Annotated in this window: 15 protein-coding genes; 9 read left to right on the top strand and 6 right to left on the bottom strand. The window is 56.3% G+C overall.

What is annotated here, in order from left to right:
• Position 1: 1 nt before the first annotated feature.
• The 4 genes from IB277_RS13580 to IB277_RS13565 all read right to left on the bottom strand — a co-directional run bounded on the left by IB277_RS13580 (position 2) and on the right by IB277_RS13565 (position 4243).
• Positions 2-862 (bottom strand): OmpA family protein, encoded by an 861-nt coding sequence (locus IB277_RS13580; RefSeq protein WP_246812734.1) that lies wholly within the window; start codon positions 860-862, stop codon positions 2-4.
• Between the two features lie 65 nt (positions 863-927).
• Complete coding sequence (locus IB277_RS13575; RefSeq protein WP_246805968.1) at positions 928-2364, bottom strand: methyl-accepting chemotaxis protein; 1437 nt, start codon at positions 2362-2364, stop codon at positions 928-930.
• A gap of 433 nt (positions 2365-2797) precedes the next feature.
• On the bottom strand, positions 2798-3202 hold the full coding sequence (locus tag IB277_RS13570) for a hypothetical protein (protein ID WP_192371058.1): 405 nt from the start codon (positions 3200-3202) through the stop codon (positions 2798-2800).
• A 210-nt stretch (positions 3203-3412) separates the two neighbouring features.
• Entirely contained in the window at positions 3413-4243 is an 831-nt protein-coding gene (locus IB277_RS13565; RefSeq protein WP_192371057.1) for a hypothetical protein, read from the bottom strand.
• Positions 4244-4514: 271 nt separating this feature from the next.
• On the opposite strand from IB277_RS13565, the gene IB277_RS13560 reads away from it, so the two are divergent.
• The 9 genes from IB277_RS13560 (at position 4515) to IB277_RS13520 (ending at position 13262) form a co-directional block, all read left to right on the top strand.
• On the top strand, positions 4515-4955 hold the full coding sequence (locus IB277_RS13560; RefSeq protein ID WP_192371056.1) for a hypothetical protein: 441 nt from the start codon (positions 4515-4517) through the stop codon (positions 4953-4955).
• 112 nt (positions 4956-5067) lie between these two features.
• Positions 5068-5871, top strand: coding sequence for a hypothetical protein (locus IB277_RS13555; protein ID WP_192371055.1), 804 nt, complete (start codon positions 5068-5070; stop codon positions 5869-5871).
• Positions 5872-6269: 398 nt separating this feature from the next.
• Positions 6270-6671: a hypothetical protein gene (locus IB277_RS13550; protein ID WP_192371054.1), complete on the top strand. Its 402-nt coding sequence runs from the start codon at positions 6270-6272 to the stop codon at positions 6669-6671.
• Between the two features lie 957 nt (positions 6672-7628).
• On the top strand, positions 7629-8201 hold the full coding sequence (locus IB277_RS13545) for a hypothetical protein (RefSeq protein ID WP_192371053.1): 573 nt from the start codon (positions 7629-7631) through the stop codon (positions 8199-8201).
• A gap of 103 nt (positions 8202-8304) precedes the next feature.
• Positions 8305-10095 (top strand): hypothetical protein, encoded by a 1791-nt coding sequence (locus IB277_RS13540; protein ID WP_192371052.1) that lies wholly within the window; start codon positions 8305-8307, stop codon positions 10093-10095.
• Between the two features lie 26 nt (positions 10096-10121).
• Entirely contained in the window at positions 10122-11072 is a 951-nt protein-coding gene (locus IB277_RS13535) for a hypothetical protein (protein ID WP_192371051.1), read from the top strand.
• A gap of 92 nt (positions 11073-11164) precedes the next feature.
• Positions 11165-11710, top strand: a complete 546-nt coding sequence (locus IB277_RS13530; protein WP_192371050.1) for a papain-like cysteine protease family protein — start codon at positions 11165-11167, stop codon at positions 11708-11710.
• A 694-nt stretch (positions 11711-12404) separates the two neighbouring features.
• A complete protein-coding gene (locus IB277_RS13525; protein WP_192371049.1) occupies positions 12405-12932 on the top strand; it encodes a hypothetical protein in 528 nt (175 codons plus the stop codon).
• A 78-nt stretch (positions 12933-13010) separates the two neighbouring features.
• Positions 13011-13262: a hypothetical protein gene (locus IB277_RS13520; RefSeq protein WP_192371048.1), complete on the top strand. Its 252-nt coding sequence runs from the start codon at positions 13011-13013 to the stop codon at positions 13260-13262.
• Positions 13263-13971: 709 nt separating this feature from the next.
• On the opposite strand, the gene IB277_RS13515 is transcribed toward IB277_RS13520, so the two are convergent.
• Both IB277_RS13515 and IB277_RS13510 read right to left on the bottom strand, forming a co-directional pair.
• Positions 13972-14379 (bottom strand): hypothetical protein, encoded by a 408-nt coding sequence (locus IB277_RS13515; RefSeq protein WP_192371047.1) that lies wholly within the window; start codon positions 14377-14379, stop codon positions 13972-13974.
• Positions 14380-14578: 199 nt separating this feature from the next.
• Complete coding sequence (locus IB277_RS13510; protein WP_192371046.1) at positions 14579-15313, bottom strand: hypothetical protein; 735 nt, start codon at positions 15311-15313, stop codon at positions 14579-14581.
• Between the last annotated feature and the right edge of the window lie 12 nt (positions 15314-15325).

Here is a 15325-nt window from a genome sequence, read left to right as displayed (position 1 = left end):
GTCAAGGCTCCCCCGACAGCGCCCGTCGTATCTCGGCGATATCTGCCTCCTTGGACGGGACGACCATGATGAAGCGAAGGTCGATTCGTCGGTTAGCGTCTCTGCCGCTCTCCGTCTCGTTCTGCTGTATCGGCCGTCCCTTGCCAAAGCCGGCGACCGACAAGACCGGCTGCTCGTCCCGGTTCTCATAAAGCACGAGATCTGGCTTTTGCTGAATCATGAGCGCGTAGATAGACGCAGCTCGTTTGGCACTGAGGTCCATGTTCAGTACCTCGGTACCGACGCTGTCCGTGTGTCCTTCTACTTGTAACGAGTCAATCAGGGCAAAAGCCGGATTGCAGTCTTCGGTGAAGGCTCTCCTCGAGCCGAGCGAATAGCAGCCAAGGTTTTGGTCCAAGACTTCCGCAATCTGCCGCATACGAACCGTCCCCACAGCAGTCGGCACCTCTTTTCCGGAATCGAACAACCCATCTCCTGCGAACTGAAGCGCATCGTAGTTCGCACTGACCTCCACATTAACCCCTGGTATGCGACTGTTGATCTCGCTTTTCAGGCTCGTCAGCAGCTTCTTCCTGGCGTCTGCGACTGCCGAGTTGTAGACTTCCATTTTGTTTGCCTTCTCGGGAGTATTGAGAAGCTCGCGCAGACGTTCGAGCTCGTCCTTCATCTCCTGGGTCGCCGTCACCACCGGACGACCGTCGGCCTCGACAATCTCAGCGATAGCATCAATGTCACGTTGGAGGCTGTCTTTCTCTTCTTTCAGGCTGTCGTACAGAGGACGGGGGACCGTATCGGAGACGTTGAACTGGCTCGCGAAGAAAGCCAGTAGGATCATCAGAATAAACAGAAAGCTGATCGTCATGTCGGCCATCGAGATGAAGACCGACTCTTCCTCTTCTTCCTGACGACGCGTACCTCCCCTGCCCCTCATGCCGAGGGCCTCGCGCTTTCAGGTGTGAACGCCTTCGCATTCTCGATCACTCCCTGAAGGGTCGTAAGAGCTTCCGTATACTGACCATGGACATTGTTCGCGTGATTTTCGACTTCGCCGATCGAGCGCGAAATCTGCTCCGTGAACGTCCTAAAGGCAGTGGCCAACTGCCCGTCGTAGGCCGCGGCCCGCGTTTCGAAGCTCTTGATGTGATCTCGAATGGAATTGGCTGCGGCTACCACCATCTCGCGCTCAGACGACATAGTCTGGCGTGCGCTTTCCACCATGTCGATGCTCGAGGAGGCGATCTGCTGGGTAGCTTCGGCAGTTTTGTTCGCGGACTCCGCGACGGGCACCGCGGCCTGTGCAAGTCCATTGCCGGCTCGCGCCAGGTTGTCTGAAACCAGCTCAAGCCGCCTGGCCGCGCCATCCAGACCAACGGCTGTGCGTTCGGCGGCTTGGGAGAATTCTTGCGCTGCCCCGCTGAGCGTGGCCGCAAGCCCCTCCAGGCGACCGGATGCCGCTTCTAGCCGCTCACTCGTGGCAGACATCGCACCGACCAAGCCCTGCGTCAAAGACCCCGCCAGCGATTGCACCATCTCGTCAACATGATTGACGCCTGAGGCCGCGGCTTTTTGCAGCGGTTCTGAGATAGCAGCGATTAGCTCGTGATTGAGCTTCTGCATATGGTCGCGCTGCTCGACGATCGCCTTCAATTGCTTCTCCGCGAGGTCCTCGAGACTGACGAAGTTCATCCGGGTCTCTATCTCGTGCGTGAGGGTCCGCATTGCCTGTTCGAGCCCGCTACTTTGCACGCGCATGACGACGGTGAAGACGATCGAACAGAGTAGCCCGGTGAGCGACATGATGAATTTGGCGGATGCAACGGTCAGAAGCTGCGTAAGCGCCTTCATCACCGCAGCTTGGTCGCCGCCTGCACTGAGGCTGTTGCCCGTTTCCTGGAGGGCGGCGATAAGACCGAGGAACGTCGCCGCGAGTCCGATCGATACAAAGAGGCTCGGCACGACCCGCCAGCCCGAAACGCTGAACCCCATCTCCTCGAGATTGAAGAAGACGGACGGACGGATGGCATTTCGAATGCCCGTCTGCCCCTGGGACTCGATGGTGGTCTCTCTAAATTCGTCCCAGGTGTCGGCCAACCGGCCGGCATCCATTCCCGACCACGACTTCAATTCGTCGTAGGTTTCCTGAAAGCGCTCCCGGAATTCCTCTGGCCCACGGCTCTTTTTTACGAGCTTCGTCGCCCGTCGAAGCAAACTCACTCTTCTCCGGACTACAGCCCAGAACCAGAGGGTCGCTATCCCCAACAATACCACTAGAAAGAGACTGAACAGCCCCGGCGCCGGCGGTTGCTTCAGCAACGAGGCTAGCGCCAAAACAAGATCGCGCGCAAAGATGCCCGCCTTAAACATGATATCCAATTTTACCGCCCCGGTTTCCGCCCATCTTGAGTTAGCGGAACCTGAAATTCGTGTAAAGATTGCACATCCATTCCGAGCAATCTTTGCACTGCAGGTCGGGATTTCCCCACTATGTGACCCTGCGCAGGCCAAGGTCCAGGAGCAAGCTCGCGCCGCACGTCGCTCGCAGTTGTGCCCAGTCCTCGACTCCGGCATTCGCGATCGTATTACCGAAATGTCGCGCAACGAGGGGCAATATGAACGCTCGGCGACAGTGTGGTATTTTTCACTTGAGCAAGGAATTGACCCGGCAGTGCCCTGAGCGAAGGCACACTGTTATGAGGCGTTGACCGGATAAAGGGATGCCGCCGCGCCTTTGCCGCTGCCTCAGGACGGTACGACGGCCGCCGATAACCAGTCGCGGGGGATCAACATTCGAAATCACTCAGGCCAGCGGATTGCCATCCGATTCAACAAAAGCCCTGCCGGCCGTCAAAAGCGCGAGCGCTTTGATCCGGGTGGAATAATGTTTGCGGGGGACGGAGGTATTCTCAAATTCCTCTAGGTCCCGGTCGTCCCTCGCTCTTTCGTCGGCCTGAAGGGACCAGTATATCGAGTCGGACATCTCAAGAGCGTCCCACTTCATTGCGTGGAAGTAGCAGTAGCGAGTTTCGTTGTCCGGAACTGGCCGCTCTGCCTCGTACCCAAAACGCTGGATTTCCACAGCAAGGATCTCCCAGGCGACCTCAACGGCTTCAATGGCCAGATCAAGCCTTTTGCCCAGGCGGCTTTCCCACAAAAGGTCCTCTTCTCGATCCAATTCCTGCTGAATTCCATCTATGCACTGCATGCCGCATGCTCCGTGGTTTATAATTGAAGTGTTTGGCGACCGGCGGATCGGCGCAAGGCGCTGAGCCCACACAACGCTGAGAGAGAATGGCAGTTACGAGGTGGCCGGCGTCGGCGCTCAGGCGCAGGCATAAGCAACTTGAGAGACCCTAGACCGTCCCTTTCACGCTAACGCCGCGTTCAATGCGCGCTTGCGCCGGTCGCGGCACGATCAGTCCGAAAGCAGCCTGCGGTACCCGCCGCGGCCGTCAACAATCCAATCGCTCCTATAGCGACGACCTACGCTCCTATTGAGCGACAAGAATATCGCACCGTAGGCCTGCTCCGTCTCACCGGCGAATAGGTCCGGTGTGATTTCGCCAGCCTTTCCAGCTCTCCGTTTCTGCGTGTAAAATATGGGACCGCCAATGATCTCAAGACGTTCCGACAGCGTGATACGGTCCGCCAGGTTTTCGTAACGCTCGACGAGCGAATAACCGGAAAGCCCGTATCGTGAACCGCGGAGCGCCCATTGGACGTTTTGCCTCCAGTTCACCTCCCAGCCTCGAAAGCCAACCGCATTTGCAGCTTCGATAAGTACTAGTAGGCCGCGCGTCAGCTCTGCCAAATCCTCTGGTTGTCGAGCCTTCCGGACCATTCCATCAAACGAATTAAGACCATCCACATACATCTGGTAGAGGTCAGCTGAGCAAGCTTTCGGCCACCAACGTTTGCGAGATGCGACGCACGGTCTAAACCTGACTTCGGATGAAGGCAGGTTCTCGTGGCTGAGTGCGCTACGGGCACCGAGCAGCAGTTCCTCCGCCGCTCCTTCCCTCGAGAACCGAAACACTTCCGCTTGATGAAAGCGTATGCGTTCGTCGTCATATTCCGATTCGATCGCCGATGTATTGATCGCAGAGCCGCCCATATTCTTACCTTTACCCAAGAGCCACAAATTTTTTCGTCTAGTTACATGATCACCGGCGAATATCTGCGCGTCAATATGCAGATGTATTACTGCGTCTTTGTTTTTTTGCTTGAAGCAAGGCAGAAATGTCATCACTCCTAGATGATTAAAATTTTAACGCCCTCCGCAATACTTGGCTTGGGTGGTTGAGGACTCGCTATTTCGGAGGTCTGAATTCGCCGTGGCGCGACCTGCTGTTGGCTATGCAATCGAACTTTTGATCGGTACAGCACTCGAGCAAAGGAGAATGTCTGCGAATGCCCCGTCACCAGACTCACCAACGGCAGCTGATACGTCGCGAGCACTGCACTCGCGCCTCGGTATCACGCTGCCGTTCAACAGCGTCTAGGATGAAGGGACCAACATGGCCAGCCACTCCACCTCTGAACTCAACGCTCTGTGGGCGGGTTCTCACGCGGTAATCAACTGCGAACTCGCGCCTTCGTACCAGGCGTTCACTCTTGCCCTGTACCACGAGCATCTCAGCGCGCCCGGCGGAAAGCTCGACGGAAAGGCCTTCGTGGTCGACCGCGATGGCCTCCATCTCGCTCCCCTGCCGGCTCGCAACTACTCTCGCAACGCTGTCGTGGTGCCGTTGGCCCCTGGCCTGCCCGCGGCGAACGCAATCGGGGTGATCGGCCTCCCCTTCGACTGCGACGCGCTTGAGTTCGCCTACTTCGTGATCAAGACCTACGGCGACACTCGCATGCCCTCGCGCCATCACCGCCAAGTCGAGCAGGCTGTGCGTGACTTCGTGAAGTCTGCACGGACCTACGAGGGCCCTTTGCCCGAAGCTTCCCACTGAACAAATTCGGCCCCGGCGTCTGCAGACGTCGGGGCCGTTGAAGCAAGTCGATTTGTGAGATCGCATACTCGCGCGACAAGCCCCCAGCGTTCCTCAACGAACTTTAAGGAAGATGCGTGCCCTGAACATTTTCGGGCTATCCCTCGCATTTGGTGTTGCGAGCCTGTCGAATCCGGGTGACCATCGAATTACAGACAGGGAATTTTCAATGCATCATGCGATTAGAAGTGCCGCCGCGACTTCAACATTTCTCGCCGCTGCCGGCGCTCGTGCAACGGTTTACCAGGCCCAAATCCTGACGACTGACCCTGATATTGCAATCTCGGTCACACGCGATGGAATGGAAGTATTCTTGGACACCGCCCCGGTGACGGAGGGCGAGCAATGGACATTCGTTGCGGACCATCAGGAAAAGATTAGGGCTGCGGTTACGCCGCTCCTGGACGGTTTCACGAGCGCGACTATTTTGGGCCGATGGATAGTTCACAATGGACGAGGTTTCATCGAGCCTTATGCCGTCGAACTAATCGACGCATCGGGAAAAACTAAGGTCCGGAGCTACGATCTCCGGATTTTCCAGCACGACGACAATCTCATGACCGGATGTGAGACATCGTTTACCGACGAGGACGGCGAGCAGATCATGTCCGTACTGATGTCGATGACCGAGGACAAACTCCTGTTCGACAAAATGGCCCACCTGGGTTCAAGGGGATGGCCAATTGGGCTTTTCTGGTTTTCGGGCGATGGCGAAGCTTGCTTGGCATACTACGCAATTGGGAAACGAGCTTTCTCGGAAACGCGATATGCTCGTATTGCTGAGGAAATGGCCGCCACACGGGGAGCGCCCATCAACAGAGGCGGGGATTCCGCACAGAACGCGTCGAGGTCGAACGGGCTGTTCGGTGCTCCGTGAAGCTGACGCGCCGACTAGACGACGCCGACGGTCTTGCCAAAATTCGGGACAAGTTACCCCATAATTCTGCTCTTAGCTGCTGATATATAGGGAGAAATTGGGCTCCCCGATATGATCAAGAAAACGGCCAAAATGGCACCTAAATGACATCACGCGACGACGGCGAAAGCATCGGCCTTTTCGAACCCCTGATTGTTCCCCAAGAGTCCAATTCGCACGCAACGTTGAACGACCTAGCGCTTTCGTTGGCCGAAAAATCTGATACCGATTCTCAGGCGAGGTCTTGTCGCAGCCTGAAACCGGTCATCGTGGTTGTGGGTGATGCCCGCAGTATGCTTGCAGTGAGCCTCACTCGCAACTACGGTTTGTAGGTCAGTAACCCGCACACGAAGAATCTCATGAAAAACAAACTGCTCATGCTCGCCATCGCTGGACTGTTTTTGCCTGGTTGCGTTTCCAGCCAAGAAATTGCACGCGTAGAAGCCTCCCAACGGGCACCTTCGACGGCGCTTAGGTCGGCTATCGTAAGTGCTGCCCGCGATCAACTCGTTGATCCTTACTCAATCCGCGATGCTGAAATTTCTAGCGTTGTCGATGCCTCGCCGGACAAAAAAGTTCAGGCAGTATGTGTTAAGTTTAACTCCAAGAACCGAATGGGTGGTTACGTTGGGCGCTCCGCATGGTCTGTCCGAGTGGTCAATGACAAGCCTGTAGGCGTCCGGCAAGACGCGCCGGGCTGTTATCTGGAGGGGATTAAGTATCATCCGTTCCCTGAACTCGAAAACTTGAAGAACCTTTAGAGGCTGCACACAAAACCGCGCTCAAGGCGACTTGGATGCGGCATCCGACTAGTCGAGCTCATCAACAGTGAATCCCGCCGGCAAAAAGACGCGCGAGTTTTGACGGTGGACACATGAACATGGCGCGATATTCATGCCAATGATCCCCAAAGCGAATGACTGGCGAGGCGTGAATCTCGCCAGTCGTGCGTCTAACGCGCTTGATCATGCCTGCCCGTATACCCGCCGCGGCTATCGGGGAGCGCTAACTCCCAGGTACGCCTACGAAAAGAACTTGATCCGGACGGTCACTGACCAGCTCGTCCGGTGAAATCTTCACGGGCCTTTTGCATTCGTGGACTGAAACCGCGTAGTTCATCGGCCAACTCTACGCCGGTTCTCGATGGCTACGGCGATTATGCCGGAAACTTGATGCGACAGATATCGCGGTCATCCCAAGCCTTGCGGCCCTTTCCACGCGCCTCTACGAGCGTGTCGCAATCCGGCCCCTGAGAACGTCGTCTGCTTCTTTCGCCATGGGGCGTTCATATACGTTGGACATGATAGCCCCTGTTACAGGATGTCGGGCCATCTGCGTTTTCACTGCCCGGCATCTTCGCGAAAACGGTCTCCCAGGACCGCATGATCGTGAGCAAGCGACGCCTACGTCAGCGTCACGATCCGGCTAACCCGCCGCCGTGCAAGGGCGCCTTCCCCCGCATCGAACTCAATCCACACCCGCGCATAACGGCGAAGCATCCGGCGGGGATGTCCAAGTCCCCCAAAAAAAATACCCATATCAATCTAGGGTAGTTTAACTAGAATCGTACTATTTTGAAGCGATAAATACGCATCATCAACTATAGCTTGCATTAGTTATTGCTTCCGCAACCCTTGAGGCGCCAAATGAGCACCGAGTCGGTTTAACCGCCTCGCAGCGATCAAGGATGACGAAAGTTCAAATTGTGGGAGTGCCAAATGAACGCCGAACATTACGCACGAGCTATACAATTCGCGCTGGAATACCTGGGCGTACGTCCATTTCAGGTGCATGGGAACCTGGAAGAGGCATCGCAACAGGTTTCACGGTTGAGGTTGACCGGACCAGGCATTTACACGCTCTGGATAAAGACGCGCGCCCACGAGGATCACTACGTTCCGACCTACGTTGGGTGCACGTCTCGAGGGATCAACACAAGGCTCCTCGAGCATGCGCGGTTTGGAAAGATCCGCGAGCTTTACACCGGCATGCCGGACGGCGCGTCCACCGCAAATGGGGTAGGCATCCTGGCGCTGGAACTCCCTACTCCCATGGCCCGGGCGATGGAGACCGTTTTCCTGGAAACCTTCGATTTCGCCCAAAACACGGCCGACAATTTGTTGTCCCGTGCTCTCGTACCCTGGGATGACGACGCCGATCTTTCGGAGGATGCGCCGATGCCCGAAAGCGCGACGGAGATCGAGGCGTTCAATGCGCTTTACCAGGCGATCTCAGATCAGCTCGAAGCACTGCAGGAACTGCACAGAACGTTCGCAAAGCTGAAGATGTAGGTCGCGGCCCCCAAGGCCTCACCACCAATCTACGTGTCGAGTTTCCCCTCCACACGGCACAACCCCGCTTGCCTTGCTCTACTCTTAGAACCGGAGAACTTCCATGCCTGACATCGAGGAATCAAATTCCATCGTCACCGTCGATCATCGCCAGTATAGCCTTCAGAAAGCACCGGTGTTCGACGATCCCCTCGTCCAACAAGAGGCAAAGGCTGTCCTTGGGCAGCTTAGCCTCAAGGACATTACGCAGAATCTGGATCTTTCTGTCGAGCTCTTCCATGTGGCGTACAATGGCGTGGCAGGTGCCAGAGGCGGTACCTTGCAGGCCGATATCGCTGGCTTACAGAGCCGCCTCGCGATGCTTTGCAATGACTGCGTTGTGACCATGACGACGTTCGAGACCGAAACGAAGAACATTATCGAACTCCTGGAGCAAACCTATCGTTGGCTCATCAAAGGCCGGGAGTCCCTTGCCATCACGAAGCTGGCGCATTGCAAGGACTCCTCAAGCAGCATGTCCAAAAAGGCGGGCGACCTTGCAGACAAGTTCAAAGCCCTGCAGGTGGAATCCAGTAAGGCGAAGTCGAATACCATTCTCGAGGAGGCGAGCGAGCGGGATCGCCTCCTGGCCGCTCAAAAAGCCGAGCGGGAAACAATCGCCAAGCAGAATGCTGAGAAGGTGAACCAGGAGGAACTGGTCGGCCAAATCTCAAACGCGCAGACCCTCTACGAGGAAGCCAAGAGTCGAGAGGAAAAGGAAGCCACGAAAGCGTTGGTGATGGGCGTCGTCGGAGCGATCACCGGCGCCATCGGCGCTGGACTTGGCGCGTTCACCGCGGCGCAGAACCCAGTTGGCACGGTTTTGAACAAGGCAGGTAGCGCCATCGAGAAGAACGACCGCATCGCCTCGGCGAAGGCGGGCACGGACGAGGCCAAGAAGCAGTCCGATGACGCGCAGAAGAAGTTCATCGAGGCGCAAGATCAGCAGGCCGGCAAAAAGCTCGCACATGACAAGATCAAGACCGAGCTAGACGCCCTGAACGAGGCTTTGGCCAAGATGGAGCAGGACGGCAAAGCCAAAGAGATCGACATCGCCGCACTGAAGAAGAAGCGTGATGCGAAGAAGGAGGAGCTAGCGAACCTCGCCGCGGAACTTGAGAAGATGTCCACGAAGGTGGTTTCACTGGAAAAGACCGCGGATGCCGCGAACAAGGCCTATGCCGCTGCAGGCACGGCTCTGAAGGACCTCGCGGCCGCCACTAATCAAATGGCCAGCAACGCTGCCAGCGCCGAGGACTCGATCCACGAAGAGAAGATGAAGTTCCTCAACCAGAAGATCGAGCTCGAAAACCAGAAGCGAGCCTCCCTCGTCGCCTTGGCGGGGTACGCCGAGTCCCTGAAGAACATCAAAATCGAAGAGGGCAACGCGACCTTGTCAGTGGACTCTCTTCACAGCGCAATCGACGCCCTCGGCAAAATCATCGGAACGTTGACGAACGCCTCTCTCTTCTGGGACCAGATGTCGAACTACTGCAGCCGCATCACCGACCAGGGTTTTCAAAGGGACATCCAGGATCTCAAGGGCCTCGACCCAGATGAACGCCTCGCCGAATATCAGGCCCCGTATTTCATGGAAACCTTCCTGCGGTATATGTGCCAGTGGGTCGCTCTGAACGGCTTGTCCGGCGACTACCTGAAGTCTGCCGGCGTCGCCCAGGCGAAAGCAGTCAAATATCTGCAGGACTCCCCAACCATCGAAGAGGCAATCCGCCGAGCTCCGGAACTCGCCAAAAACCTCAGCGTCATCGTTGAGCACGATCTGTCCGAATCCCGCCGCGCCACCATCGAACTTGAACAGCAGCGCGCCTTGATCGAGCAGGCGCGGGCCGCCTGACAACCCGAGGCACAAGGAGACTTACGATGAACAATGTCGCCATCGCAGATACGGATCAATCAGCGGGCTCGCAGGTTGTCGAGTTCAAGACAATCCTTGCGAAGCTTACTGAAGCCACTGAGCTTTTGAAGAGCCAGAAACACGAAGAGGCTGCCGCGACTATCTCGGCAATGTCGGATGCCGTGGACTACCTGCACTCTCAGGCAGAACTCGGCGAGCGCATGTACGCCAAAGAGCAGCAGGTCACATCGGAACTGGTGAAATCGATCATCGCTGACCTCGGCCTTCTCAACCAGAAGATCACCGGAATCCAGCAGGAAATCGCTTCCGTCAGTATCGAGATCCACAAGGATGAGCAGGATGTCGAATTGCTCAACCAGCGGATCGGTCAGCTCATCAATCAGATGAGCGCAGCTGAAAACGAGCTCGCGCACCACCGCCGGAAACTCGACGAGCTAAACGACAAATCGGCAGCCAGCATCGTCAGATCGATCTTTTGCCTTGGGCTCGATCGGGCGATCATGGGCATCATCACCCTTGTCGATCAGGACCAGGCTAAGATCCGATCTCTCACGGACGAGCGGGAGAGATATCGCCAAGAGCGTGACATGGATGAGGGACGCCTCAGCGCCACCCGCGATCTGCTCTCAAGTTTGCAGAACCAGCGGGATGAGTACACCCGAACGATCAAACAGCTGGAATCAACGGAAGACACGCTTCACCAGAACGAGAAAGCAGCGCGCCGCAAGCTTGCGTTCTTCACCGACATCTCGCTCTTCTACGGAAAGCTGCAGGCTGTCTGCGATGGCATCGGAAACAACCTAGCCTCAGTCGCCGATGTCTTGGACGAGTTGAACGATGCCAGCCCGAGAATTGTCGACATTGACGCCTCGGGTTCAGAGCTGATCCCGCTGAAAGCCGCGTTGTTCAAGTTCGACGCCATGCTCGGCGATGAACCAGTTCTCGCTCTTTTTTGACGCGTGAAGGGGCGGCCTCCGCCCCTTCCACCTCCCTCTCCCGGCTGAGAGCCACAAACGTCGGCCCGGCCCTCAAATGAAGGAACCTCGAGATGCGGACAGTTAGCGATCCTCCGACCCTGGTCGCCCAGAAGACCTCCAGTTGGTGCTTCGCGGCAGCCGAGGTAATGGTTCGAGCGTACTACGGTTTGCCCAAGTTGACACAGTACGAGATCGCGCGGGCTAGCACCGAAGCACTGTCGAAGGTCCAGTTCGGCCTTGGGGAACGTTGGGAGTTGGCAATGGCGCTCGACAGGTCCTTGGGAGCAACCGAAGACGGTGGTGAAAATCCCAACAGCCACATCGCGAATTTGGTGCGTGGGCAATGGCACTCCTTCAACCACGAAGCCATTGGCGGACGCTTCATCGCCAACGTCAGTTGGGCTAACGTTCAAGAAGAAATCGACAATGATCGGGTGTTCGTGGTTGGAAGCGATATTCACTACTACGTAGTCTTTGGCTACACCGAGGAGAGCGGCGGGAAGTGGCTTTATGTGCTGGACCCCTGGCCGGCGGGCAAGGGAGGTGAGAAATCGGCTCTTTCCTTCGCGGTACTAAAAGCCACCGATGGCCATGCGTGCATTGTGTTTGGCGGCTGATGAAAGTGAAGCCTCATGCGATGATACACGGGTTGCGGCGGCTAAGGCTGGGGGCGAATCTATAAGCGTTAGCAAGGACTCAGTGAAATGGAAGAAAAAGACGATATCCCCACGGCCTCGATAAACCCGGCCACTACGATACTCGCCACAATGTTGCTGAAGAATGTGGCTCCTACGGCGTACTCGCGCAACAGTTTGAGGCTAACGAGACCATTTGACGGCGACGGCGAGTCGTGCTCAGCTTGCAATCTACCGGGCACTCAAAGAACGGGCCGAAGTTTCACTTGCGTACGAAGCGCGCCACGGCAGTGGAAGCTTGCTCAAACTAGACCACCCTTTGAACCCCAACTCATCGAGACGGGCGTCTTGAACGTGAGAAACGCGGCGGAGGATTGTTCGCGCTCCAGTCATCCCATGCCGCTTTCGAAGCTGCAGCCAAAGAGGGGGAAACCGAAGGCTGCACCCCATAGGGTCCCCAGACCACGAATGCCCTTCCGACTTGCTAATCGGTCACGAACCGATGATCTCAGCCACCCTTCCCGCCCCCTGGTAGGCTTCAAGAAAAGAAGAGAATGGCGGGCCGCATCCAAGCGTTTCCTGACGTAATTCACTCAAATTCGCTCAGTGGTGCCGCAGACAAACAGACATATTTTTTAACTCTTCCCCACTAACCAACCCGCGCAAGGAGTGTGTTATGGGCACCTACGACCTTTACCTGAAAAATCTTTTTGACGACGACGGCGAGGAGATCATCCGCAACCTGTTCGGAGAAGAGGTAACTAAGCAGGAAAACACGGACCTGCTGCTCGGTGTTCCGAGATTTGCAGATGATTGGTACCAACTGGAAGGAGACAATCGCTTCCTCCATCTGGAATTTCAATCGACAAATGATTACACAATGGGTTGGCGAATGGCCAACTATCGCGCGGCGATGGCATTCAAAAAAGTCGGCTGGAGGAAACCGTTCGATCTTCGGCAAGTCGCGATCTATTTTGGCAATGATCCCTTGCGAATGAGCCGAAAAATTTCAGAACATAGACTTTCGTTCGGCTACGAAGTGTATGACATTCGAGAATTGCCCCATCCGCAGTTTGACATCCATAACCATGCTTTCAACGTAAACTTAATGACGCTGTTGGGGGAAGCTACTCCGAGATTGAGAAACTGGCAGAGCCTGATATCCCAAGCTTGTTTCTTGCCAGATGAAACACTGAGATCATGATACCTGCTGAAACTGGAATCTCTCGCCGGCTTACGCGGACAAGAATTCCTCGTTAACGTCGTGGAGGAGATTGAAAGTTTGGCCCTGGAACTGAATATTAAGCACACCACTCTTGGTCGACAAATTTATGATGCGGGCAGACGTGACGTCTGGATTTCGACCTTGGTCGAAGATTATCACACGGAAATTCCGGCCCTTCAAAATCATCTTGAGAGGCTTACGGCCTTTCAAGCCAAGTACGTCTTTGATGAAGTACGGCGTGGGACTCCTCTGTGGGACGCGTACAACGATGCGGAACGACTACAGGTCGCTATAACTCCCAAGCCGTGATCGCGTGAGCGCACCAAGGCGATGCGCCGACTCTTTCGGTGAAGCGGTAGTCGCGTCCTGGGTGGTCGGGAGTGTTGCGAGCGGAGAAGATCAAGCCGCAAGCGACGTAGATATCCGCCGATGATTACAACATGTATCTCACGCTGGGTTTTGGCGGCCTAATGGCGCGCGGCGATTCCAAGTATGACGCGCAGCAGGCCGCGGAGGCCCTCTGGTCAGAATTCATTGGTCATGCGGGAATCTAATGAGACTGAACTCAAGCGTTTCTAATGCACCAACGCATCGGTTCGAAGTCGAAGTTCTGACGAGGCCCGTTTCCGCGGTAGCGTGTCCACGATGCCGGCGCACAGACATTCGCGGGGGTTCGGGCTGAACACGAGGGTGCCGCCAAAATCAACGATCCGGCACCGATCTTGGGCTCGCGCAGATCATCCAACCTTGTTCGCTCGCTTGCGTGGAGCGTAACCTCGTCACGCCGCGGTCCCAACATCCAGACGAGGCATCGACGGCCCTTCCCCACCGGCGGCGATCATGCTCTGGCTTCAATCCGAAAGTGCGCATCTCACGCTGCACGATCAAACCTGGGCCGTCGACGGTAGCGAAACGAAGGAGCGAGCAGTTACAGTCCCGTTGCCGCCGTACTCCTGCCTTGCCGCGGCGATCCGATTTTACTCAACCCCTTAGTCTGGAAACGCGCCGGGTTCGCGATCTACCTAACCTCTTCGTAGACGGCACCGGAGATCATATTCGCCCTAAACTTTGCCTCGAACAGATCACCGGCTCTTACCGCGTCGAACATGTGCTCGAGATCCGCCCGCGAACGGCCTTTCGCAAAAACAGCCGCGACGTTGTTTGAAGTCGCCTTTGTGTCGAGAAGGCCCAGGTCGGCACACACTACGCCTGGCTTGAACTTACCTCTGCGACTACGGAACCTGATCCCAGCTTCTGACACTTCGATCATCTCCACGCTTCGCTCAGACAGCTCGTTTACGTGCGTGCAAAACGCCTCTACGGCGGCCCGCGCTTCGGGGCTTGAAACAGGCTGCGGGAGCGGCGGAGGAGGCGGCGCGAACTGAAGTGTAAATTTACCAAGACGAACTGTACGAGACTTCTTCACGAGGCATTCCTAAAGCTGGCTTATTACCTTTATCGTCAGCTGGGCTTTTATCGGCCGCAAGCGGAAATCTCGTTATCCGGTGATAATCGCGAAAACCTCCTTAACGAAATAACAGTTTCCAAGTTGAGATCGAGAAGGGCGCCGGCAGACCGCAAGCGCTCAATCGAACCCGGTCAAAGTGTCGGTCTCGGTATTCCGGCTACAGAGGCTCTTGCAGCAAATATCGGATTTGCCCGGCGAGCCCATGAACCAGCCGCTGCTGCAGGTCGAGCGACACGTTTTTTGAACGTTCGAGCTCGAAGTTCAGCAACCGATGGAGCCTAGCGGCAGCTGCGATGCTTTCGTCCCACCTCCCCGTTTTATAGTCACGCTCATCGCGATAGACGGTGGCGACATCGGCTATCCATTGCATGCCCGCCAGTGGGAAGTTCCACAGACCTTCCTTCTCGCGCGGCTTGAGATACCGATCGACCGTTTCCAGAGCTGCAGTCAGTGCGGACGCCATGTTCGGCGGTGAGACTTCAAACGGACGCTCTCCCACGCTCAGCGCATTGAGCGCGGCGTCGCGCTGGCTATGCTCGTACTCGAGATGCTGTGGGGGCTGGGCCCACATCAGGGCGTCTCCATACGGCCCGGGCTCTCGATACACCGCAAACTGTTCAATGACAGGGCCGATGTCTGAGAAGGTCACACAGTCGTATTCATTGTCCGCTGCCCAAGAGAGTACCTCGAAAAGATCCGTTGGCAAAAAAGTGCCGGAACAACCGTTGCGTTCCATTGTCCGGTAGAAAAAGCCGCATTTGCCGATCGGCCCTCCCCCATATGGCCACTTGTAGGGGTCCGTTGCCCGGAGCAGCGAAATGGTGCGTTCGGAAATGTGCCGGGTGGTGGTCACGAGCATTTTTTGGCAGGTAGCAATGTCTGTCTGTGTCATGAATTCCGAGAG

The organism is Ensifer sp. ENS07, assembly GCF_014852185.1.
GTDB classification, from domain to species: domain Bacteria; phylum Pseudomonadota; class Alphaproteobacteria; order Rhizobiales; family Rhizobiaceae; genus Ensifer; species Ensifer adhaerens.
Note: the sequence above shows the minus strand (reverse complement) of the source record. Positions and strands in the feature narration are given on the sequence as shown.